Below are 23,743 nucleotides of genomic sequence, written 5' to 3'. Positions count from 1 at the left end.
ATCATTCACCTGATCTCATGGCAAGAATATGATTGCGGTGCTCAACAGGTGTCATGCCAGTTACCTTCTTGAACACTTTGGAGAAATAATTATGATCTGAGAATCCGGTTAACTGACTGATGTGGGATACGGATAGGTCCGGGTTGCGCAGCAGCTCTTTGGCTTTATCAATCCGCACCCGATTAATGTACGATGTTAAATTTTCATTCGTCCGCTGTTTGAAATAGGTGGATAAATAGCTGTAATTCAAATGGAACTTGTCCGCCAGCTCTGACAAGGAGATTTCACCCGCATAGTTCTGGTTTACGTATTCATAAATCTGATGCAGAATCTTGGACTGAGGATCCGCCTGGCGGATGACAGCCTTCAGGTTATCCATAAATTCGCAGTAAACGGTCTCCAGCTCATTCCAATCAAAAGCCAGATCAATCCTCTTAAACAGCTTAAGCTTGGAGGAATTAAGCTCAGATAACGGCTGCTTCATCTGTTCAAGCGTGCTCATTGCGGAATAGATGATGTTCTGGCATAACCGCTTCAGGCTGTACTCGTCATATGCTTGAGTGGCCCGGATATGGTCGAGCAGGGTCTGGCACTGTTCTGCTGCGTCAGCAATAGCAAGCGAACGAATGGAGGAAGTGAATTGAGCCTGATCAAATAGGACTTTGTCAGTATCACGTTTGATCTCATGCTCGCCAACACAATGCTGCCCGGGAAAATAAATGAGCTTCCCCATGCAGCCTGTTAACCATTCATGCTGCGCGTGGAGCTGGCCCAGGCTGTCAAACTCCTGTGAGAGAACGAACTTAATGAAAGAAAGCGATTTCATAGCATTCCGCGTAAATGCATCCAGGAAGACTGCCACATGACCGGATTGATTTGTATCATAATTGACCAGCACAAGGCATTCATTTTTTAGAAAAATGCAGGCATAATTGCACCCGCTTAAATGGTCCTGGGCAAGCCCGATGAGGACCTGTTCAATTTGGGCTTGTGTGTACTGAGTTCTGGACAGCAGGATGGACGTGCTTGCTTTCACCATGCGATAATGCTCCCCAGGGAAAGTGTCCCGCCACGGCTGTGAATCGTAATTGAAATTAGCATTGGTGTCAGCGCTGAGATATTGCCCAAGCTTTAGAGCAGCATCGAATTCTCTTGGATTCGCGGTCAATGGGCCGGTCCCCATCTCACCACAAAGGGACTGGATTAAGGAAATCAGCTCTGTAGCTGAAACTTTCGGCTTCAGCAAATAATCGTTAACACCGTATTTGAATACTTCCCGGACGTAATCGAATTCGCTATAGCTGCTAAGCACAATGACTTTAATGTCGGGATGCTGTTTGCGCATCAGCTTGGTGAATTCAACCCCGTCCATAACGGGCATAACGATATCTGTAATAACGACATGCGGACGAGCCTTGTCAATCAGCTCCAAGGCCTCCTGCCCGTTGGAAGCTTGAGCGACAATCTCGATGCTGTATTCACTCCAATTACATAGATGCATGATCCCTGTTCGTAAGATGCTCTCATCATCTACAATCATGACACGGTAGGCTGCGGAGTTCTCTATCATGATGGAAGACACCTCGCTGAAAAATTAATATTCCTTATCATATACCAAACCTTAGCTACCGTCCAAAGCAAACAAAAATTAATCCTATAATCTGAAAAAATTACTAGTAAAGCGGTTACAAAACATTCAAAAACAATAATTTGTGCTAATACCCAAAGAATTAAGCTTATACAGCGTACCTCTGGATTTTTTACAATACATGTGAAAGAGCTAAAGCGTTTACAAAACAGAACAAAAGGGGTTGTACAGCATGGCTAAGAAAAAATGGTTATCCGTATTTGTGCTTGTTACGATGGCAGCTTCGCTCCTGGCGGGTTGCGGTTCATCGGGAACAGAATCAAAAACAGCCGAGGGCAAGGAAGCAGGAAATTCCTCAAAGAAGAAGGTCGTTGCGTGGGCTTGGGACCCATCCTTTAACGGGGCGGCTTTGAAAATCGCGAAGGAGCTGTATCAGAAGGAACATCCGGATTTTGACCTGGAAGTTGTGGACATGGCCAAAGCGGACTTGGAACAGAAGCTGAATACGAACCTGGCATCCGGGGTAAAGGAGGGCCTGCCTGATATCCTGCTCGTCAATGATCCGAATATCCAGAAATATGTAACCGCTTATCCGAACACCTTTGCGGATTTTACAGACAAGGTGGATTTCACGAAATTCTCTCCATATAAAGTGGAGGCGCTCAAGATTGATAATAAAATCTACGGCGTTCCCTTTGATATCGGCGTAACCGGGATGTTCTACCGTTCCGACTACCTGGAACAAGCAGGTTATACAGCCAAGGATTTAGAGAATATAACCTGGGATCAATACATTGAAATCGGAAAGAAAGTCAAAGAAAAAACAGGCAAGTACATGACAACTATCAATCCGAACGATGAGGCGCTTACGTCCATTTTATTGCAGTCGGCAGGCTCCTGGTACATTACCCCTGACAACAAAGGGAACTTTGTGAACAATCCGGCAATGACAGAAACGCTGCGGGTATACAAAGCGATTGCGGATTCCGGGATAGCGAAACCGGTGACTGGCTGGAGTGAGTTTGTCGGCAGCTTTAACGCCGGCGATGTCGCCACGGTCGTATCAGGCGTATGGCAGGTGTCTTCCATTATGGATGCGAAGGATCAAAGCGGCAAATGGAGAGTGGCTCCAATTCCTAGGCTGAATGTAAGCAAAGCTGTAAACGCGTCCAACGAAGGCGGCTCCAGCTGGTTCGTATTTAACGATTCCGCGAATAAAGACCTGGCCATGGACTTCCTGGCCAAGACGATCGGCGGCAGCAGTGAATTCTATGAGCGTTTCTTGAAAGAAAACGGTGGGGTAGGTTCCTATATTCCAGCATTCTCAAGTGAAGCTTACGGCCAGAAATCAGACTTCTTCGGTGGACAATCCATCTATCGCGATTTCACGAAATGGTCTACAGAAGTTCCGGGAATTACCTTGGGAATGTATACACAAGAGGCCAAAGACGCCCTTAAGAATGAGCTTCCTAACATTCTGCAAGGTGCGGACTTAACCAAGAGCTTGGCTAACATCCAGACTTTATTCGAACAGCAAGTGCACTAAATAAAAAGTTAGCAGGTGTTAAACCATGGAACGGAAATGGAACAAATCCACGCTGATGGGATGGCAGTTCGTCGCATTACCTTCAGCCCTGATCATCATCTTTAGCTTTTACCCGATGCTTCAATCGCTGCTGTTGTCTTTCCAATCAGGCAAAGGTACTGTATATCACTATGTGGGCTTGGACAATTATGTCCGGCTGTTCTCGGACCCGATGTTCAAGCAGGCCGTGTTGAACACCTTGTTATACCTCATTATTCAGGTCCCGATCATGCTTATGCTGGGCCTGGTGATTGCCCATTTATTGAACAATCCGAAGCTGCGCTTCAAGGGCTTCTACCGTACGGCAATCTTTCTTCCTTGTGTCACTTCACTGGTATCGTATGCTGTGCTGTTTAAAAGTATTTTTGCTGTAGATGGCATTCTGAACCAGATGCTGTTATCCTTACACCTTATCCATGAGCCCATTGCGTGGCTCATGGACCCCATCTGGGCGAGAGTGGTCATCATCACGGCCATCACTTGGCGGTGGACGGGATATAACATGATTTTTTACTTATCCGCTATGCAAAATATCGATCCCAGCATTTACGAAGCAGCGTCGATCGATGGCGCGTCGAAGACCCGTCAATTCTTCAGCATCACGGTGCCTATGTTAAAACCGATTATTTTGTTCACCGCCATTATCTCAACCAATGGTACACTGCAATTGTTCGATGAAGTGGTGAACCTTACGAAGGGCGGACCAGGGAACGCCACAATGACGATCTCTCAATATATCTATAATCTATCATTTGTCTATACACCGAACTTTGGTTATGCCGCAACGGTATCCTATGCAATTGTAATTATGGTTGCCGTGCTCGCGCTGCTCCAATTGAAAGTAGGGGGGGAGAAGCGTTGAAAAAGCTGACAACAGCAGGTGTGCATCTGTTTCTTATCCTGGCTTCAGTCGTCTCTTTATTTCCGTTCGTATGGATGTTAATTGGGATGACCAACAGCTCATCTGATATCCTGAAGGGAAGATTCAGCATTGGCTCGAAGCTCATGGACAATGTCCACAAGCTGATGGAGATGACAAACCTTGGGGCCGCGTCCTGGAATTCAGCAGTCATTGCCATTATTGGGACATTCGGTACACTGCTCTTAAGCTCAATGGCCGGGTACGGCTTTGAAATCTATCAATCTAAAGGCAAGAGCCGTTTATTCGGACTGCTCATGCTGTCTATGATGATGCCGTTTGCGGCCGTTATGATTCCCCTGTTCCGCATGTTCAGTGACATGGGGCTGCTCAATACACCGACAGCGGTTATTATGCCAACGATCACAACTGCTTTTATGATTTTCTTTTTCCTGCAAAATACGAAGTCATTCCCGCGTGAGCTGCTGCAGGCCGGGCGGGTGGATGGTCTGACCGAGTGGCAGTTATTCACAAGAATCTACATGCCAACGATGAAGCCAACCTATGCGGCTGCCGCGATCATCACTTTTATGAACTATTGGAACAGCTTCTTGTGGCCTTTGATCGCCCTGCAGACACAGGAGAAGAAAACGCTGCCGCTCGTTGTTTCCTCGCTGGCATCATCTTATAACCCTGACTACGGGATTATTATGGTGGCGATTGTCATTACCACGCTGCCCTCTATACTTATTTTCTTCCTGCTGCAGAAGCAGTTTGTGCAAGGGATGTTAGGCTCAGTGAAATAATCGTGATCCGAGGTGATTGGAATGAAAGAACGGTTTCGGGACCGGCTGCTACATGGTGCGGACTATAATCCGGAGCAGTGGTTGAGTGATCCCCAGATATTAGAGCAGGATGTCCAGCTTATGAAGCAGGCGGGCTGTAATGTGATGTCCATCGGCATCTTCTCCTGGGCTGCATTGGAGCCGGAGGAAGGTCGTTATGTGTGGGAGTGGATGGATCAAGTGATTGAGACCCTGCATGCGCATGATATTTCCATCTTCCTGGCAACGCCTTCTGGAGCCCGGCCCGCATGGCTCGCACAGAAATATCCCGAGGTGCTGAGAGTCGCTGCCAATGGGCAGCGTAACCGCTACGGGGCTCGCCACAATCATTGTTACACGTCTCCGGTTTACCGGGAGAAGATTGGACAGATCAACCAGCAATTAGCCGAGCGTTATGGAAAGCACCCGGCCGTTCAGCTCTGGCACATTTCCAATGAGTATGGAGGAGAGTGCCACTGTGAGCTGTGCCAAGAGGCGTTTCGGTCCTGGTTAAAACAGAAGTATGGGACGCTTGATCGTTTGAATGAGCAGTGGTGGACCACATTCTGGAGTCATACTTACACGGAGTGGTCGCAGATCGAATCCCCGGCACCTCATGGCGAGAATGCGACACATGGGATGAACCTGGATTGGAAGCGGTTCGTCACCGATCAGACGCTGGATTTCATGAAGCATGAAATCCAGGCTGTAAAGGCGGGCAACCCGGAAATTCCGGTGACCACGAATTTTATGTATTATTATGAAGGGCTAAATTACTTCAAGTTCAAAGATACCGTGGATATTGTATCCTGGGATAACTATCCGACGTGGCACAAGCGGCCTGATGCCGAGATTGGGATGGATACTGCCATGTATCATGATCTGATGTGGTCGATCCAGCGTAAACCGTTCTTGTTAATGGAGAGCTCGCCAAGCAGCACGAATTGGCAGGGGGTATCCAAGCTGAAGAAGCCAGGCATGCACCTCTTATCTTCCATGCAGGCTGTAGCCCATGGCTCCAATTCAGTTCAGTACTTCCAGTGGCGTAAAAGCCGCGGTTCCAGTGAGAAATTTCATGGTGCGGTCGTATCCCATGATGGCAGTCCAAACACACGCGTATTTCAGGAAGTGGCTGAGCTTGGAAGCCTCCTTCATGAACTGGCGGGGGTGGCAGATACCGGAAAGTCTGCTGAGGTAGCCATCGTCTATGATTGGGAGAACAAATGGGCTGTCGAAGACGCCCAAGGTCCACGGAATCTAGGCATGGGTTATAAGGAAGAGGTTCAATTGCATTACGGAGCGCTGATTAAGCAGGGAATTAATGTGGACTTCGTAGATATGGAGTGTGACATCCATAACTATAAGTTAGTGGTTGCTCCGATGCTGTACATGCAGCGTGCCGGCTTTGAACAGAAGCTTCGCAGCTTCGTGAAACAGGGCGGCACCCTTGTGATGACCTACTGGAGCGGCATCGTGAACGAGAACGACCTTGTTCATCTGGGTGATGCTCCACATCAGCTGACAGATGTAGCCGGGGTTGTCAGCGAAGAAATCGACGGTTTATATGACCATGAGCTTAACCATGGCTGTATGGTTTCAGAGCAAGAAGGCATAGCCCTTCAAGGATCCTATTCCTGCTCCAAGCTCTGCGACCAGCTGAATCTCAATGGGGCCGAAGTCTTGATGGTCTATACTGATGATTTCTATGCCGGGCGTCCTGTGCTGACACGCAATAGCTACGGCAAAGGTCAGACTTATTATATTGGGAGCAGGTTCGAACCCGGATTTTACGATGATTTCTACAAGGATCTGATTCGCCAGCTCACCGTTTATCGTCCGGCTGATACGGATATGCCGCAAGGTGTATATGTAACCTCCCGTTCGAATTCAGAGGTGGAATATCTGTTTCTACTGAATTTCACTGGAGAAGCTCAAGTTGTTGCCCCGTTAGTGGGATGGTCAGCTGTTACACGCGATATGGACTTAAGCCATGGCTGGACGGCGGCTGCGTATGAGGTCTTGGTGGCCAAGCGCAGCCTATTAGGTTGAATTGAAACTGTGTTATAACTGGCAGTTATCTTAAAAGATCAGATTAAAAGCTTCATTCCTTGCAATAAGGAATGGGGCTTTTTGCATTCAGTAAACTTATGATGGATTCTGTGCGGTTTCGTTAGGGATGCTGGGTAAACTAATCAGAAGAGTAATTATCAATGTAAAGGAGAGATTACCCTTGATTCACAGCGAGTTAAAGCCGTTTCCGCAGGGGTTCCTGTGGGGTTCAGCTTCGGCAGCCTACCAAATTGAAGGCGCTTGGAACGAAGACGGGAAGGGTCTGTCTGTCTGGGATGTATTTACAAAGATCGAAGGGAAGACTTATCAAGGAAGCAACGGTAATGTCGCCATGGATCATTATCACAGATACCGGGAAGATGTTGCCCTAATGGCCGAAATTGGGCTGAAGGCTTACCGCTTCTCGGTAAGCTGGCCGCGAATCTATCCTTCTGGTTATGGCGAAGTGAACGAGGCTGGCCTAAAGTTCTATGACCAATTGATCGATGAACTGCTTGCTTACGGTATTGAGCCAGTGCTTACTTTGTACCATTGGGATGTTCCCCAGGCACTCATGGATAAGTATGGAGCTTGGGAGTCAAGACGGATCATTGACGATTTCAACCGGTACTGCATTACTTTATTTGAGCGTTATGGGGACAGGGTCAAATATTGGGTATCGCTTAACGAGCAAAATTATAACACCAACCACGGATTTATTACGGCTATGCATCCGCCTGGTGTTAAAGACCGCAAACGCTTCTATCAGGCGAATCACCATGCCTTCTTAGCCAATGCCAAGGTGATTCAGTCTTTCCGCAAATATGTGCCGGACGGGAAGATCGGTCCGAGCTTTGCATACTCCCCAGCCTACCCCGCTTCAAGCAAGCCGGAGGATGTGCTGGCATTCGAGAATGCGGAGGAGTTTACGAATTACTGGTGGCTGGATGTATACTGCCTTGGACAATATCCGCAAATTCCGCTGCGGTATCTGCAAGAGCAGGGGCTGGCCCCTGAATTTGAGGAAGGTGATCTGGAGCTGCTGCGGCAGGGCAACCCGGATTTCGTGGGCGTAAATTACTATCAGACAATCACTTACGATTATAATCCGCTTGGCGGAGTGACCGGGGGCAGGATGAATACAACAGGACAAAAGGGAAGCAATCAATCAACCGGGATTCCCGGCTTGTACAAGACAACCTCAAACCCCAATCTTGAGACATCCAATTGGGACTGGGCGATTGATCCCATTGGCCTGAGGATTGGACTGCGCCGGATTACGAGCCGGTATGGTCTGCCTGTATTTATCACGGAGAACGGCCTCGGTGAATTTGATAAGCTGGAATCAGATGATAAGATTCATGATGATTACCGGATTGATTACCTGAAGTCCCATCTGCTTCAATGCCAGCAGGCGATTAACGATGGGGTGGATTTAATCGGGTATTGCAGCTGGTCCTTTACCGATGTGCTTAGCTGGTTGAACGGCTACCAGAAACGGTATGGATTCGTATATATCGACCGCAACGAAACGGAGGAAAGATCACTTCGGAGAATCAAAAAGGACAGTTTCGACTGGTACCGCGAGGTGATCCGAACCAACGGGGCGCATCTCCACTCTTAAATAACAGTAAAATCAGAGGGTGGCGGTACAGGAATAGAGCATCTCTCACGAAGCTGCGGGAAACCGCGGCTTTAATGTTGACCATTTGCAGGCCCGAATAACATGGTTTGAGCTTACATTGGGCATATTAACCGTAGAATGGTTCAAGTTTGAGGGGGATTCCATGAAAATATCGCTGAACAAACAGTCTATTCTGCTCCTGAGCGTGAATGGATTGTTTGTGCTTGCTGGAGCGTTATCGGGGACGTTCTTGAATGTGTACTTATGGAAAAGCAAGCAGGATTATTCGATGATCGGTTGGTTTACCATCAGTCAACAAATTGCGCTGGGACTTACATTTTGGATTGCAGGCAAGTGGGTGAAAGAGCATAACAAAATGAATGCGCTGCGGCTTGGAACCGCGGTGACGGGATTGTTTTATTTGTTGGTGTTATGGGCCGGCAGGGAAGCCGTAAATTACATATGGCCGCTTGGCATCCTGCTTGGAACCGCCCTCGGCCTGTTCTGGCTTGCTTTCAATGTAGTGTACTTTGAGGTAACGGACCCGGATAACCGCGATCTGTTCAACGGTTGGGTGGGGCTCCTTGGTTCAGTGACCGGTATTGTAGGTCCCTTGTTATCCGGTTGGATTATATCCCGGTTAGAAGATGATCAAGGTTACCGTGTCATCTTTACGATATCGCTGGTTATATATGCGGTCAGTGTTGTGTTAAGTTTTTTCCTGAAAAAACGTAAGGTGCAGGGAACTTACAAATGGCTGGAACCGTTCCGGCGTTTGTCCAGCAAAGGGGACCCCTGGCGGCTCGTCGCACCGGCTCTTGCCGCACAAGGAGTGCGAGAAGGTGTATTCTCCTTCTTAATCAACTTGCTTGTCTATGTTGCTACAACACAAGAGTCCAAGCTCGGACAATTCTCATTTATCACTTCGGCCGTAGGGCTGGGCAGTTTCTGGCTCGCCGGAAAATGGTTCAAGCCGAGGCATCGCTACATGGGCACCCTGGTCGGTGCGATTCTGCTTGTTTTGGTTATTCTGCCCTTGCTGTGGAAGGTCGGGTATAATACCTTGCTTATTTTTGGGATTGGGACATCATTGTTTCTGCCTTTGTATATTTTACCCATGGTATCGGCGGGTTTTGACCTGATGGGCACAAGTGGGGAGAATGTGGACAAGCGGGTGGAACTGGTCGTTCTACGAGAGCTTAGCCTGATGGCCGGAAGAATCGGGGGCACACTTATTTTTATTCTAATCCTGTCCTTCAGTCAAACAACGAGCACTTTGACGTGGCTTATCTTGGCTCTAGGAACGGCTCCGATATTCAGCTGGATTAGCATGCGCAGGCTTCTTAAAGCGGGAACCCGCAAGGCATCCTAATGGAAAAAGCCTCGAATCCGAGGCTTTTTGTGTGTACTATTGGAACCCATAATGCAGATTGGAGATAGCTATAGCCTGTCCGCCAATAATAATCTTGTAAGTGCCGTATGGTAAGTTAGGAATTGAAGCATTGATCGTTCCACTTCCGCCAGCAGAGGTAAAGATCTTGTCGTATACTTCTTGTCCATACTGGTTGCTAACATAAACCTCTGCGTACGTCGAACCGGAGAAATTCGCCGAAATCACTAACTGGCCTTGACCTGTAACCTGTACATTTGTAGCAGCCGATGCGGAGAGAGGTACAACAATAAATAGGGCGAAACAGAGGAACAACATAGCTAAAACTCTACTCTTCATTATTACACATCCTTTACCATAATTTAGGGCACATCATCAAATTAGCACATTAATGTAAAGGTGTAAACGGATAAAATTATAGCATGAAAGATGGTCCGGAAGATCTCTTAAATCGATAATTTAACTGGAAAAGCACCATGAAAAGCAATGCCTAATAAAATGGGTAAACAACTATATTTTAAAAATTGAGGTGTACGATGTATTATCCATCTGTATGGTTCTGCCCGTGTTATAACACACAACCACGATGTATGTACCCACAACTCCACTATTATGGTTACAGCTATCTGAACTCCGTTTCCTCTTATCCTCCGTTTCCCGGATACAGCTCTTTGTATAGGCCTCAAGCAGGTGAGGTCACAGAAACATTAAATGTTAAAGATGATCCGGAAGCCATTCTAATTACCGACCCGAATGAAATTAAGCATTATGCCCAAAAGCTAAATGTTCCTCTAACGCTGCCATTATATATTCCGCCGAAACCAACCCAAATCTCACAATCAGGATATTCACAACATATGCCTCCTAAAGTAACGCCAGGGGGAACCCATGCAGGAGGGGCTCAAGGCGCTGCCGGCTATGCATCGAGTTTTTACCAAGAAGATTGGTTGTGGTTGTTTGGGTTTAAAATACCTGAATACAAAGGCACAACCTGCTATAGGGTGTTTAAAACAAGAATTGGAAAATATAAAATACCTTATCCTTGTTTCCTTACCCGGGACTCACAAATTAATTACTACGGTTGGGTGAAATACCCCCGAAATATTGAGGAACTCCTTAAGGGAGAAATTAAAAGCTGCTTGATATATGCAGAAGGGGCTGCTAAAGGTGCTGGAATCACCGCTTTCATTGCTGCTTGGGAAGAGGGCATAGCAGCAGCAGCTGCTGCTGGGTTAAGTGCGGCATTTTCAGCTTGGGAGATTGCTATGGTTGACTGTCTTAAGAAAATTCCAGAAAATATTAGGAATCAGGTTGGCTATGGAATCTCATGGTGGCAAACCTCTTTAAATGATTGGCACTAGATGGGACATTTAAGCAGTATAAGTTAAGAAACAGCCATACGCGTAGCGTATGGCTGTTTCTTTCTTATGACATGTAAATGGTTCCAGGCTCCTTCTTGAGGCCGATTATTATTATTGTAACAATGTGAACACGTCTTTGTATTCGTAGCCATGGGCCTCGGCAACCGCTTTGTACGATACGTATCCGCTTACAACATTGATTCCTCTAGCTATCGCTTTGTTATCCAAAGCGGCGCGTGCGTACCCCTTGTTGGCTATCTGAAGCCCATAGGGTGTGGTTACGTTGGTAAGTGCCAAGGTGGAAGTGCGTGCAACAGCACCCGGGATGTTCGCCACCGCATAATGGATCACGTCATGCTTCACATAGGTCGGATTATCGTGTGTGGTAATCCGGTCAATGGTTTCAATAGAACCCCCCTGATCAATAGCAACATCAACGATTACGGAGCCAGGACTCATGGATTTCACCATTTCTTCCGTTACCAGCCGTGGAGCGCGAGCACCTGGAATTAATACGGCACCTACAACCAGGTCGGCATTCCGGACAACTTCGGCAATATTATAAGGATTGGACATTACGGTTTTGACCCGTCCGTTGAATTGGTCGTCCAAGTGACGCAAGCGATCCGGGTTAAGGTCAACGATGCTAACATCTGCCCCGAGGCCGACAGCCATTTTAGCTGCATTCGTGCCCACGATGCCTCCGCCGATTACGGCTACTTTCGCCGGCTCCACACCAGGAACACCGCTTAGGAGAATTCCTTTGCCGCCATGAGCCTTTTCCAGGAAATGCACCCCGATCTGAATAGACATTCGTCCAGCCACTTCACTCATAGGCGTGAGCAGGGGAAGACTGCCATTATCCAGCTGTATCGTTTCATAAGCAATCGCGGTTACTTTCTTCTCCACAAGCGCTTGGGTCAGTTCCTTTTCGGGAGCAAGGTGAAGGTAAGTGTACAAAATCAAACCTTCGCGGAAAAATCCGTATTCTTGAGGAAGAGGTTCTTTAACTTTAACAACCATCTCGGCAGACCATACCTCAGCCGCATGTTCTTTTATGATGGCTCCAGCTTTGGCGAAATCCTCATCCATAAATCCGATTCCGGCACCAGCCCCGGTCTCAACCCAGACCTCATGGCCAGCATGGGTGTAAGACAGTACGGAGCTTGGTGTCATGCCCACTCGGTACTCATTGTTTTTGATTTCCTTTGGAACGCCTATAATCATGGTAAATCTTCCTCTCTTGACAGGTCCCCTATGGGTAGCGTGCCTGGATTTAAATATAATTATAGACCTCGTAAAGGTGATCTCCACTGGACAATTTGTAAGGAAAGCTGTCAGTTAATTTTTACATTGACAATTCAGGATGAAGCAGTTGATAGGCGCGTATGGCCACTTGGAGGGCCAACCGGTTCTCTGGAGACATGTAATCTTTGCCGAGCAATTCTTCGATTTTCTCCAGACGGTAGTATAAGGATTGCCTTACGACAAAAAGCTGCTGCGCGGCGATCTGCTTGGAGCCGTCACAATCCAGGTAGACTTTTAACGTTCTCAGGAGCTGGCTGCCCTTTTTCTTATCATAATCAAGGATGGGGCCGAGGTATCTATCAATGAACACATGCATAATTTGTTTGTCTGTAATGTTAAACAGCAGTTGAAAAACTCCAAGCTCGTCAAAAAACAGAACATCTTGGTGCAGTGTGGGTGACAGGGAAATGGCCTGAATCGCTTCCTGATAGCTGACATAAGCCTGCATAAATCCTTTGTAAGCCTGCCCTATGCCAATGGTCAGCCTCATATCCTCATCTGATTTCAACTCCTGGATCAATTGAAAAGCATGCCGCAGTCTCAGCTTGGCAGATTTGCCGCCGACTCTGTCAAATATCATGACAGCCAGCCTGTTATTCTGCAAGGTGATCAGCGGGTGAAAGGCATACTGCTCAAATATGGAGCGGATGCCAAGGGACAGATGGATACCGTCCGTTTCTGTACCGGAGGTTTCGGAAATTTTGCGGGTATCCTGTTCCGGGCCGAAATCAATTAGACATACATAACAATCCAGCTCATTCAGTATGCCGAAATCCGTTCCAATTAATACTTTAATCTGCTCTTCCTCACGAATTCGCAGATGGAGCAGATCGTCCACCCATAACGTTTGGGAGTAGAGCTTGCGTTCTTCCATATATCTTTTGCGGAGTATATCCTGAGCGATGGACAGTGAAGCCGAGTCGAGAATCAGATATTCATATTCCTGGGGTTTGCGGTCAAGAAGAATGACGAGATGCGCCCACGTCTTACCAAGAGCACCGACCGGCTGGGCAATCAGAGTTCTCTCATTCCATATCTTTAAGATTGGAGAAAATGTATCCTGGGCTTCCTGCTGTAAGAACTCTTTTAACGTCTCCAGCCAAATCTTTGCTTCGCTGCGCTGCATTTGAGGTACGAGAGCAGGCGCGCCTTCCGCTGGCAAGTATATAACCTGCGCTTTGATGCTGCTGTGCAGCAGCTGAAGCACCTGGGAAACCCCTTGAGAGGTAAGGGTCATCCGGTGGAATTCACGGGATACTTTCTCAAGCTCCTTAAGAACCTGGTGATGCTGATTGATCAGATAAGAATGAATGTCTTGGGTAATATCAATAAACCGGACAGACTGGGGAAAAATAATTAAAGGGAGCTCGTGCTCCTCCGCGAGCGTAATCCATTCTTCGAGAACTGAGTTCACATAGTGGCCCATTTCGATACATAAGCAGGATACATTCCGCTTGATGAGCTGGTTTAAATACAGCTGAAATAACCCGATATCCTTCTTGAAAGCTGCCCCGGTGGTCAATATCATTTCTTCACCCTGCAGGAGTTCCTCAAAGTCTATGACTTCAATGATATGAACCCAGCGGACCAGCCGATTCAAGCCCTTCTCGCCGGCGGCAATGTAGGCATGCTTAAAATGTTGCCTCTCTAGAACTTCCTTAACGGTTAATTGATAATTAGAATTCAATATATTCCTCATCTCTTTTCGCGCTAAAAAGTGAAGGTTGAATTTGAGCCTAGTCTAGTATACCGCAAAATGGAAATTTGCTGACCGTATAATCTTGATTTCATATATGGTATCAGATTTTTGTTTTATTACAAATATCTTGCTTGTTCAGGCTAAAAAGGGTTACACTTTTTTGTAGGATTAATCAAACAAAACTTCGATTCTGCGTATGCTGCTCCAGGCTTAAGCTGCGGCCATCTGCATAAGGCAGGATAAGAAGGAGAGGTAGAGATGCTTGATTTAAGTGTGAAGGACCCTGATAAATTAGTTGCAGTTGCGCATGCGCTGTCTACGCGGGCCCGGGTTGATATGCTTCGATTGCTTAATACGAGAAGCATGAATATTATTGAGATTGCGGAAGAATTACAGCTGCCTGTATCGACAGTAGCGAATAATGTCAAGATACTGGAGGCTGCCCAGCTTCTAACCACCGAGTTACTACCTGCGGTTCGTGGGGCTATGAAGGTATGTACCCGGACGTACGATGATATTCATATGAACCTGAACCCTTCCATTCAGTCTAATAAAGCTCCTTACGGATTGTATGAGATTGAACTTCCGATCGGTCACTACAGCACCTGTGAGGTTTACCCAACCTGTGGCATGGCTAACTCGGACGAGATGCTTATCCGCGAGGACGAACCTGCCAGCTTCTATCATCCGAAGCATATCAGCGCTCAAATCATCTGGTTCCGTCAAGGTTATCTGGAATATTTGCTGCCGCTTGAGCTTCCAGAGCAAGTGAAGATCAAATCACTGGAATTCTCCATGGAGATTTGTTCGGAGGCCCCTAATTATGATAATGATTGGCCCTCAGACATATCGGTGTGGGTCAATGGGGTGGAGATTGGAATGTGGACCAGTCCTGGAGATTTCGGAGACCGCAGAGGGAAGCTAAATCCTTCATGGTGGTTGGATTGGACAACCCAGTATGGCCTACTCAAAACCTGGAGGGTAGAAGAGGACAGAACCACGCTGGACATGAAGAAAATTTCGGATGTGGGTATTAACGACCTTAAATTAGAAACACAACCCTATTTGAAATTACGCATCGGTGTTGACCCTTCTGCTGTGCACAAAGGTGGGGTTAATCTATTTGGCAGAGAATTCGGAGACTATGAGCAGGATATTAAAATGAGAATTCAATATGATCCAATATCGGAATGAATGGACAAGACTTTGTTACATCAATCATGTAATAAAGTCTTTTTTTATTAATTAGTTACAATTATTTTAAATGAATGCGTTGACATTTTATGAAATCGCCATTAATATACCCCTATAAGAACAAAAAATATGTAATAAAACAATTTATTTGTTCTTAAAATACTTTACTTAGAAACTGGGGGGTACACATGAGAAGGAAATTCAGTACATTGATTGGTGCGCTATTCTTGTTATCACTTATCCTTAGTGCTTGTGGCAGCAGTGACAATTCTTCGAAAGACTCCGGTGGTACATCAAGCAACAAAACAAATGAAACCGCTTCAACCGGAAGCGGAGAGAAAGTGAACTTGTCGTTCTGGACCCTGTTTGACGGCGGTGACGGCGATAATATGCAGGCGCTGGTGGACAAATTCAACCAAGAACACCCGAACATCCAAGTGAAAAATACAAAGCTGGTATGGGCTGAATACTACACGAAGCTTATTACCGCAGTTGGAGCAGGCAATGGTCCTGATATCGGAATTTCCCACATTTCCCGGCTACCTGACTTAATCAATCAAGGTGTTGCCACCGAACTGGACGAAGCTGCGAAGGAAGCAGGGGTTGACTGGAGCACATTTAATCAGAATATTCTGGATGCTTCAGTCTACGATACCAAGCACTATGCAATTCCTATAGATACACATCCCTTCATTATGTATTACAACAAAGCTCTTCTGAAGACAGCCGGGCTTCTGGGTGAGGACGGCAAGCCGGTCATTGAGCAGTCGGCTGACGGATTCATCAAATTTCTGACCACGCTCAAAGAAAAGCTGCCAAAAGGCAAATACCCTTTTGCACTCTCCAACACGAATGACGATCCTTTCCGGTTATGGTGGGCACTGTATTCCCAGCAAGGAGGCAATGATGTTGTGTCCGATGATCTGAAATCGCCGGAAATTGATACGGCCAAGGCGGTCAAGGCGGCCGATTATATCAAGGACCTATATCATAAATACAATTTCATCAAGCTAAATGATCCGGATTTCTACAAAACATTCCAGAGCGGGAATGCCGCCATCATGATGACTGGAGTATGGGCTACAGGGACTTGGGAGAAGACAAAAGGTCTTGAGTTCGGAGCCATGCCGATCCCTAAAATTTATGATCAACAAGCAACGTGGGGGGATGCCCATACGATCATCCTGCCTACGACAGCCAATGAAGACCCTGAGAAACGCAAAGCCGCACTCATCTTCGCGAATTGGATCGCCGACAACGGGCAAATCTGGGCCAAAGCTGGCCACATTCCAGCCAAACCCGCAGTGTTCGACAAACCGGAATTCAAAGAAATGCCTTACCGCAGTGACTATGTCTCTGTAGCAAGTACAGTTAAATTCCCGAAACATTCGGATAAGAACTGGCAGATTCGTGATAATGCGATGTTCAAATATCTGAATGAAATTTGGTCCAATAAAATGTCAAGCACCGATGCTTTTGGCAAGATCCAGACCGAAATTACGAAGATTCTAAGCGAGTAATCAAGCTTTGACTTTCGTTTCAGGCGGCTTGTGAGAACCTGCTCCAAGCCGGCCTGAAGCACGAAACGAGGTGAAGTAGGCATGAAAAAACTTCGGATAGATATGCAGGCGCTCCTGTTTCTGCTGCCTTTTCTTATTGTATATATACTCTTTACGATATGGCCCATGATCAAAGGTGTTGAAATGAGCTTTTACAAGTGGACCTTGATCAAAAAGCTGAAATATGTCGGTTTTGACAACTTTAAGCGAATGTTTCAAGACGACCAATTCTGGGCAGCCGTCTGGCATTCAACCATATTTGTATTTTTGACAACACCAACGATGATCGCTTTGGCTATTGGGCTGGCACTGATAGCTAACCGGAAATCCCGGCTGCAGAAGCTGTATCGCAGCGCCTTTTTTCTCCCAAGCATCTTGTCGGTCTCCGTGGCATCCTATCTAGGACTGTTCATGTTCCAGCCGTATACGGGATTCATTAACGGATTTCTTCACGCACTGGGGATGCCGGAAGGCAAAGAAGTGTTCTGGTTGACTGAGCCTTCTCTTGCCTGGATTGCTATCGCTGCACTAACGCTCTGGTGGACGGTTGGCTTTAATTTCATCCTGTATTTATCTGCTATGCAAGAAATCCCGGACGATATGTACGAAGCGGCTTCACTAGATGGGGCAACCCGGGGTCAGATGTTTTGGAGAATCACCCTACCTATGCTGAATCCGATCACCCGCACCATACTGATGCTGCAGATTATTGCTTCCTACAAGGTGTTCCTGCAAATATACATCATTACAGGCGGCGGTCCACTGGATTCGACAAGACCGATTATCCAGTATATCTATCAGACCGGCTTCCGTAAGAATGATCTCGGTTATGCGGCAACGATGTCATACATGCTGTTTGCGATCCTGCTCGTTCTCTCGATTATTCAATATGTAATTAGCAATCGGAAGGAGGCAGTCTAAGGATGAAATGGGTATATCGAATAATTTCACTGGCCGCTGCCTTCGTGTTCCTTATTCCGTTAGTCTGGATGATTGTGGTCTCTGTTAAGGAGGAGGGGATGAAGGTGTCGGGTACGGTTGATTGGTTCACTCCTCCGTATTCCTTCGCGGTTTATTCCCAAATCATCGGTGGAACCAAACTGCTGCAATGGGTATGGAACAGCTTTTTTGTAGCGGGAGTTGTTACAATCTTAACTGTACTAATCGCTGCAATGGCAGGTTATGCGATGTCTAAGATCAGGTTCCGCTTCAGATCCGTCATGTTCTTTGTCATACTTGCCGGTCTGTTAATTCCAGGTGAGGGCATTATTATTCCACTGTATCAGGTTGCCAAAGACATGCATTTGCTGAATTCGTATCAGGGACTGATTTTCACCGTGTTGGCCTCTCCGATGGCTGTTATTGTACTTAAAAGCTTTTTCGATGGAATTCCGAACGATTTGATTGAAAGCGTGCAAATTGACGGGGGAGGGACCTGGCGGATCTTCCTGACCATTATGCTTCCGCTTACCCGTCCAGCACTGGCATCTATGGCTATTCTGACCTTTATTGGCTCGTGGAACAATTTCCTGTGGCCATTTCTATCCATCACGAACGATAAGTTCTTCACACTGCCGATGGGAATTCCGACCTTGATGAGTCAGTATTCAGAAGATTATGTAAAGCCTATGGTAATCAACACGCTATCCTCCATTCCAATTATTATCTTGTTCCTCATCTTCGAGCGTCAAATTATTAAGGGTATCAGCTTGTCCGGCATTAAAGGATGAGTGGTATATATAAAGGAGTAGAGAAGAATGACAGTAACAAAGCGTAACGAGTATCCACGCCCACAATTTGTTCGTAAAGAATGGATGAACTTGAATGGGGAGTGGGATTTTGAATTTGATGATGATTCCGTGGGGGAGAAGGAAGGCTGGTATCGAGGAGGTCATGATTTCTCCCGGCAAATTCAAGTCCCCTTCTGCTATCAGAGCCAGTTAAGCGGCATAGGAGACACCTCGTTTCATGACATTGTCTGGTACCGCAAGAACTTCTCGATACCAGAAGAATATGCGGGAAGACGACTGATTCTGCATTTCGGGGCCGTGGATTATGAGGCCAAAGTATGGGTGAACGGATGCCTGGTTGCGGTCCATGAGGGCGGTCACACGCCATTTCATGCGGATATTACGGATGTCCTCCTGGAGGGGGATAATATCATTATTGTGAAGGCAGTAGATTACAGCCAGGACTTTACGCTCCCGCGTGGCAAGCAGTATTGGGAAGAGGAGTCCATGGGCATATTCTATACACGTACCACAGGGATATGGCAGACGGTATGGCTGGAACCCGTAAGTGAGACTCATCTGAAGCGTATCCGGCTTACGCCAGATATTGATACCAATGAGATCGCCTTACAAGCTTTTATTCAAGGTCCGTTATCTGAAGGGAAGATTCAGCTGAAATCCGTGATTCGGTTTGCCGGTGAGCTTGTGTCTGAAGATATTTTCTCTGTATCCAGCAGCAGCGAGTTCCGCAGAATTAGGCTGCAGGATTTCAATGATCATCACCTTGGCCGCTGGTGGTCACCGGAAAAGCCAAATCTGTATGACATTGAACTTACTTTGCTTGTTAACGGTCAGGCTGTAGATACCGCCTCAAGCTATTTCGGCATGCGCAAAATTTCGGTTGAGGACGGCGTTGTGCTGCTTAATAACCGGCCTTATTATATGAAGCTAGTCCTTGACCAGGGGTATTTCCCTGAGGGGATATTGACCGCTCCTTCAGATGAGGATCTTCGCAGGGATGTTGAGCTGACTAAGGAAATGGGCTTTAATGGCGCGCGCAAGCATCAGAAAATTGAGGATCCAAGGTATCTATATTGGGCCGATAAGCTGGGACTGTTGGTTTGGGGAGAAATGGCCAATGCTTATAAATTTACAGAGAATTATGCTGGTCAGATTACACGGGAGTGGATACAGGTTATAGAACGTGATTACAACCACCCTAGTATTGTGGCGTGGGTCCCGCTTAATGAGAGCTGGGGTGTCACTGATATTTTGATTGATAAAGCACAGCAGCAGCATGCGCTTGCCCTTTACCATACAACTAAATCGCTGGATACCACCCGCCTTGTAATATCTAATGATGGCTGGGAACTTGTCAAGACGGACCTGGTTACGATACACGATTATGAATGGCGGCGGGATGTACTGGAGGATCGTTATTCTTCTGTAGACAAGACTCTTTCCGCACGCCCCGGCAATCGCTGGATTCTGGTTCCTGGTTTCCCTTATGAAGGCCAGCCGATTCTGCTCACCGAGTTCGGGGGAATATCGTTCAAGAAGGGCAGTCTTCAGGAAGGATGGGGCTACTCCGGAGCTTCAAGTGATGAAGACTTTATTAAACGCCTGGCGGATGTTGTGCTTCCAGCCCTAAGCTCGCCCGTGCTGCAAGGGATCTGTTATACCCAACTGACAGATGTGGAGCAGGAGATTAACGGACTTCTTACTTATGACCGCAAACCGAAGATTCCCCTTGAAATCATCCGGAAAATTAATGAAGGCCAGCAGCCTTAAAAATAAACAGAACGTCAAGATCCTTGATTATGAAGGGCTTGACGTTTTTTGTTATTAGGAAGACAGTACTAAGGTACAGATGATTGCTTAACCTTGCTCAGCAATTTTCAAAGAGTCGGCATTTGAATCTAGCTGGGAAGTTGAATATAGCTAGTTGAATATGGACTCATAATGGAACCACTATCACTTAAGTCTTGGTAGCCTCTATAGGATTTAATAGACTATACTAAGTGGAGGTAGATTGAAGGAGGAATTTGGGATGAAATACATACTGAAAAGAACATCATTCATTGTTGGGGTCACACTGACCCTACAAGCCGGAATGGGGAGCTTCGATACGTCAACAGCCTTAGCAGCCGGTTCTACTCAAAGTCCTACAGTGATTACAGCCATTGGATCGGCTGCCTTCACGGCTGGCAATAACACGAGCCCGGTCCCCGTCACTATTGACTCCAGCTTGACGATTACAGATCCAGACAGTATTACACTTGAAAGCGCAACGGTCGCCATCACGGGGAATTTTCAATCAGGGGAAGATGTTCTGCGTTTCATTAATAACGGGGCAACAATGGGGAATATAGTAGGAAGCTATAATAGCGGTACTGGCGTGCTGACATTGACATCTATAGGTGCTACAGCTACCTTGTCCGAGTGGCAAAGCGCTTTGCGCTCTGTAGCGTATACCAATGCGGCCATTACGCCAAATACTTCAACTCGTACGATTAGTTTCAGCGCAAATGATGGCACGAATAACAGCAACAGTGCAGCGAGAGCAGTTACTGTGACTGCTGTGAATCAGACGCCAATCGTGACCACGAGCGGTGGCCCAACGGCTTTTACAGCTGGTCCATTCGCGACTCCAGTCACTATCGACAGCGATCTGACGGTAACAGATCCGGACAATACAACCTTGTCCAGTGCAACGGCAGGCATTACGGGTAATTTTCATTCAGGACAAGATGTTTTGGGTTTTGGCAATGACGGGTCAACCATGGGGAATATAGTAGGAAGCTATAATAGCAGCACTGGCGTACTGACATTAACCTCTTCAGGTGCAACAGCTACCTTGTCCCAATGGCAGAGGGCTTTGCGCTCTGTAACGTATAGCAATACGTTGCTCACCCCGAATATGTCAAACCGTACGATTAGTTTTACCGTAAGTGATGGCGTGGACAGCAGCAGTGCGACGAAGTCAGTTACCGTTAATTTGGGTACGGCAAATCAGAAGCCTATCGTGACCACGAGTGGTGGTCCAGCGACTTTTACAGCTGGCCCAGCCGCGACTCCAGTCACTATCGACAGCGGTCTGACGGTAACAGATCCGGACAATACAACCTTGTCCAGTGCAACGGTAGGCATTACGAGTAACTTGAATTCCACAGAAGATGAATTAGTTTTCATTAATAATAGTATGGCCAAGTACGGAAACATTATGGCCAGCTATAATGTGGCCACCGGCACGCTGACACTCACCTCTTCAGGTGCGAGTGCGACCGTGGCTCAATGGCAAAACGCCTTGCGGGCGGTTACTTATACCAATACGTCGATCACCCCGAATACGTCAACCCGTACAATCAGTTTCAGCGTAAGTGATGGTACGAATAGCAGTAACGGTGCAACGAAGACCGTAGACGTAACCTTGGGCACGGTAAACCAAGCTCCCAGCGTGGCAGCAAGCGGTGGCTCTACCACATTTACAGCTGAGGATGATACAGCTTCAATTCCTGTCGCGGTTGACCCTGGATTAACAGTCGCAGATCCGGACAGCCCGGTTCTGAAAAGCGGAGTTGTCACTATCACAGGCAATTTTCATTCCGGTGAAGATGGACTTGCATTTACCAATGACGGAGTGACAATGGGGAATATTTCGGGCACTTACGACCAAGGCACTGGTGTATTAACCTTAACCTCACCGGATACATCAGCCACATTAGCCCAGTGGCAGAGCGCTTTACGTTCAGTTGTTTATACCAATAAGGCAGACGCTCCGAAAACGGCAGCCCGCACAATCAGCTTTTACGTCAGTGACGGGGTCGCTGATAGTGGCAGCGTATCGAAGAACGTTACAATCAAGGCGCTTAAGAGCATAACCGCGAAACCGCAAACTGTTAATGTTCAAGCAGGTCAGACCGCCTCAGTCGCGATTTCCGCTCTTTATTCGGAAGGACCGGCAGCGGATGTGACCTCCAAGGTGAAGTGGACTGTTCAGTCCCCGGAATTGGCCAGTATTTCAAACGGGACTATAACGGGTCTTAAAGCAGGGACTACGGTCATTACCGCAGTGTACGGGACTCAATCTGTAGGAATTAACCTTACGGTAACTCCTAAACCAATCGTCGAAAATCCGAACCCGGGCACAAATCCGGGCACAAATCCGGGCACAAATCCGGGCACAAATCCGAATCCTGTGCCGTCTTCATCATCTTCGGATAACTCAATTCCTGTGAAGCCGCCGGCTGCACCGGACCCGGTAGTCCCGCCTTCGAAGAAGCCTTCTGCTTTCAGCAATTTGGTTGATCTGGACCGTCTGAAGGCTGCTGTTCAAAAAGCCTTGGAGTCCGGGAAGTCTACCGGTTTCAAGGATACAGCATCGCACTGGGCTTACAATGATATTGCGCTAGCCTCCAGGCTTGGCATAGTAAACGGCTATGGTAATGGAACCTTTAAGCCGGATGCGCCGGTTACCAGAGCCGAGATCAGCGCGCTTGTTGTCAAAGCATTTGCTCTGGAGCAAGGAAGTGGAACGAGCACTTATCCGGATATTAAGAGCTCATGGGCGCGGGAGTTTATTGAGGTTCTTGCTTCAAAGGGTATCCTGAGTAGCTATCCCGATGAAAAGTTCCGCGCGGATGAGCAGATCAACCGGGCTGAGATGGTTTCGATACTGTCAAAGATTGTAACCCTTACGGATGACAAATCAGCACTTGGGAACAGGTTCATTGACGTAGCCCCTGAGTATTGGGACAGCAAAAATATTGAAGGTGCCGCAGCTGCTGGATTAATTCAAGGGGTGAGCGGTAACCGCTTTCTGCCAAATGGCCGCCTCACTCGGGCCGAAGCCATCACGGTGATCATTCGTATGTTGAAACAAGATCCCGTTATCAAGGGCTTGCTTCAGTCCTAATTCAGGAGTAAGCCGACTCAACAGAACTCAGGTTTTTTATACAAATAAGCCTCCGGCC

17 protein-coding genes are annotated in these 23,743 nt (G+C 47.1%); 13 read left to right on the top strand and 4 right to left on the bottom strand.

Annotated features, from left to right (window positions below; all coding sequences use genetic code 11):
• Window position 1: 1 nt before the first annotated feature.
• The gene (locus tag KJS63_RS17955) at window positions 2-1,570 is read right to left on the bottom strand and encodes a response regulator transcription factor (RefSeq protein WP_213620366.1); all 1,569 of its coding nucleotides are present in this window, start codon (window positions 1,568-1,570) and stop codon (window positions 2-4) included.
• A gap of 250 nt (window positions 1,571-1,820) precedes the next feature.
• Between KJS63_RS17955 and KJS63_RS17950 the strand changes: the two genes are divergently transcribed.
• The 6 genes from KJS63_RS17950 (at window position 1,821) to KJS63_RS17925 (ending at window position 9,901) form a co-directional block, all read left to right on the top strand.
• Window positions 1,821-3,134 (top strand): ABC transporter substrate-binding protein, encoded by a 1,314-nt coding sequence (locus KJS63_RS17950; protein ID WP_213620365.1) that lies wholly within the window; start codon window positions 1,821-1,823, stop codon window positions 3,132-3,134.
• 25 nt (window positions 3,135-3,159) lie between these two features.
• A complete protein-coding gene (locus KJS63_RS17945; protein WP_213620364.1) occupies window positions 3,160-4,035 on the top strand; it encodes a carbohydrate ABC transporter permease in 876 nt (291 codons plus the stop codon).
• On the top strand, window positions 4,032-4,838 hold the full coding sequence (locus tag KJS63_RS17940; RefSeq protein WP_244862669.1) for a carbohydrate ABC transporter permease: 807 nt from the start codon (window positions 4,032-4,034) through the stop codon (window positions 4,836-4,838). The genes KJS63_RS17945 and KJS63_RS17940 overlap by 4 nt, the downstream gene beginning before the upstream one ends.
• Window positions 4,839-4,859: 21 nt before the next feature.
• Window positions 4,860-6,905 (top strand): beta-galactosidase, encoded by a 2,046-nt coding sequence (locus KJS63_RS17935; RefSeq protein ID WP_213620363.1) that lies wholly within the window; start codon window positions 4,860-4,862, stop codon window positions 6,903-6,905.
• Window positions 6,906-7,086: 181 nt separating this feature from the next.
• The gene (locus KJS63_RS17930; protein ID WP_213620362.1) at window positions 7,087-8,529 is read left to right on the top strand and encodes a glycoside hydrolase family 1 protein; all 1,443 of its coding nucleotides are present in this window, start codon (window positions 7,087-7,089) and stop codon (window positions 8,527-8,529) included.
• 163 nt (window positions 8,530-8,692) lie between these two features.
• Complete coding sequence (locus KJS63_RS17925; RefSeq protein ID WP_213620361.1) at window positions 8,693-9,901, top strand: MFS transporter; 1,209 nt, start codon at window positions 8,693-8,695, stop codon at window positions 9,899-9,901.
• A gap of 36 nt (window positions 9,902-9,937) precedes the next feature.
• On the opposite strand, the gene KJS63_RS17920 is transcribed toward KJS63_RS17925, so the two are convergent.
• Window positions 9,938-10,258: a hypothetical protein gene (locus KJS63_RS17920; RefSeq protein WP_213620360.1), complete on the bottom strand. Its 321-nt coding sequence runs from the start codon at window positions 10,256-10,258 to the stop codon at window positions 9,938-9,940.
• A 332-nt stretch (window positions 10,259-10,590) separates the two neighbouring features.
• On the opposite strand from KJS63_RS17920, the gene KJS63_RS17915 reads away from it, so the two are divergent.
• On the top strand, window positions 10,591-11,280 hold the full coding sequence (locus KJS63_RS17915) for a hypothetical protein (RefSeq protein ID WP_213620359.1): 690 nt from the start codon (window positions 10,591-10,593) through the stop codon (window positions 11,278-11,280).
• Between the two features lie 111 nt (window positions 11,281-11,391).
• On the opposite strand, the gene ald is transcribed toward KJS63_RS17915, so the two are convergent.
• Window positions 11,392-12,507: an alanine dehydrogenase gene (gene ald / locus KJS63_RS17910; RefSeq protein WP_213620358.1), complete on the bottom strand. Its 1,116-nt coding sequence runs from the start codon at window positions 12,505-12,507 to the stop codon at window positions 11,392-11,394.
• 121 nt (window positions 12,508-12,628) lie between these two features.
• Window positions 12,629-14,275 (bottom strand): PucR family transcriptional regulator, encoded by a 1,647-nt coding sequence (locus tag KJS63_RS17905; RefSeq protein ID WP_244862668.1) that lies wholly within the window; start codon window positions 14,273-14,275, stop codon window positions 12,629-12,631.
• Window positions 14,276-14,545: 270 nt separating this feature from the next.
• Here KJS63_RS17905 and KJS63_RS17900 point away from each other — a divergent pair, with 270 nt between their 5' ends.
• The 6 genes from KJS63_RS17900 to KJS63_RS17875 all read left to right on the top strand — a co-directional run bounded on the left by KJS63_RS17900 (window position 14,546) and on the right by KJS63_RS17875 (window position 23,685).
• On the top strand, window positions 14,546-15,481 hold the full coding sequence (locus tag KJS63_RS17900) for an ArsR/SmtB family transcription factor (protein ID WP_068618283.1): 936 nt from the start codon (window positions 14,546-14,548) through the stop codon (window positions 15,479-15,481).
• 188 nt (window positions 15,482-15,669) lie between these two features.
• Complete coding sequence (locus KJS63_RS17895) at window positions 15,670-17,001, top strand: ABC transporter substrate-binding protein (RefSeq protein WP_213620356.1); 1,332 nt, start codon at window positions 15,670-15,672, stop codon at window positions 16,999-17,001.
• Window positions 17,002-17,082: 81 nt separating this feature from the next.
• Entirely contained in the window at window positions 17,083-17,961 is an 879-nt protein-coding gene (locus tag KJS63_RS17890; RefSeq protein ID WP_213620355.1) for a carbohydrate ABC transporter permease, read from the top strand.
• 2 nt (window positions 17,962-17,963) lie between these two features.
• Window positions 17,964-18,770, top strand: coding sequence for a carbohydrate ABC transporter permease (locus tag KJS63_RS17885; protein WP_068618277.1), 807 nt, complete (start codon window positions 17,964-17,966; stop codon window positions 18,768-18,770).
• A 27-nt stretch (window positions 18,771-18,797) separates the two neighbouring features.
• A complete protein-coding gene (locus KJS63_RS17880; protein WP_213620354.1) occupies window positions 18,798-20,561 on the top strand; it encodes a glycoside hydrolase family 2 protein in 1,764 nt (587 codons plus the stop codon).
• A gap of 259 nt (window positions 20,562-20,820) precedes the next feature.
• Entirely contained in the window at window positions 20,821-23,685 is a 2,865-nt protein-coding gene (locus KJS63_RS17875; RefSeq protein ID WP_213620353.1) for an S-layer homology domain-containing protein, read from the top strand.
• Window positions 23,686-23,743: the final 58 nt, after the last annotated feature.

This window comes from Paenibacillus sp. J22TS3 (assembly GCF_018403205.1).
Classification (GTDB): domain Bacteria; phylum Bacillota; class Bacilli; order Paenibacillales; family Paenibacillaceae; genus Fontibacillus; species Fontibacillus tuaregi.
The sequence above is the reverse complement of the archived record's forward strand: the minus strand, read 5'-3'. Positions and strand labels throughout refer to the sequence as shown.

What these genes read in the sequence shown, in the direction of transcription:
- KJS63_RS17955 (WP_213620366.1), bottom strand. Translation starts at nt 1,570, where the DNA reads ATGATAGAGAACTCCGCAGCCTACCGTGTCATGATTGTAGATGATGAG.
- KJS63_RS17920 (WP_213620360.1), bottom strand. Translation starts at nt 10,258, where the DNA reads ATGAAGAGTAGAGTTTTAGCTATGTTGTTCCTCTGTTTCGCCCTATTT.
- KJS63_RS17945 (WP_213620364.1), top strand. Translation starts at nt 3,160, where the DNA reads ATGGAACGGAAATGGAACAAATCCACGCTGATGGGATGGCAGTTCGTC.
- KJS63_RS17885 (WP_068618277.1), top strand. Translation starts at nt 17,964, where the DNA reads ATGAAATGGGTATATCGAATAATTTCACTGGCCGCTGCCTTCGTGTTC.
- KJS63_RS17925 (WP_213620361.1), top strand. Translation starts at nt 8,693, where the DNA reads ATGAAAATATCGCTGAACAAACAGTCTATTCTGCTCCTGAGCGTGAAT.
- KJS63_RS17895 (WP_213620356.1), top strand. Translation starts at nt 15,670, where the DNA reads ATGAGAAGGAAATTCAGTACATTGATTGGTGCGCTATTCTTGTTATCA.
- KJS63_RS17880 (WP_213620354.1), top strand. Translation starts at nt 18,798, where the DNA reads ATGACAGTAACAAAGCGTAACGAGTATCCACGCCCACAATTTGTTCGT.
- KJS63_RS17890 (WP_213620355.1), top strand. Translation starts at nt 17,083, where the DNA reads ATGAAAAAACTTCGGATAGATATGCAGGCGCTCCTGTTTCTGCTGCCT.
- ald (WP_213620358.1), bottom strand. Translation starts at nt 12,507, where the DNA reads ATGATTATAGGCGTTCCAAAGGAAATCAAAAACAATGAGTACCGAGTG.
- KJS63_RS17900 (WP_068618283.1), top strand. Translation starts at nt 14,546, where the DNA reads ATGCTTGATTTAAGTGTGAAGGACCCTGATAAATTAGTTGCAGTTGCG.
- KJS63_RS17950 (WP_213620365.1), top strand. Translation starts at nt 1,821, where the DNA reads ATGGCTAAGAAAAAATGGTTATCCGTATTTGTGCTTGTTACGATGGCA.
- KJS63_RS17935 (WP_213620363.1), top strand. Translation starts at nt 4,860, where the DNA reads ATGAAAGAACGGTTTCGGGACCGGCTGCTACATGGTGCGGACTATAAT.
- KJS63_RS17875 (WP_213620353.1), top strand. Translation starts at nt 20,821, where the DNA reads ATGAAATACATACTGAAAAGAACATCATTCATTGTTGGGGTCACACTG.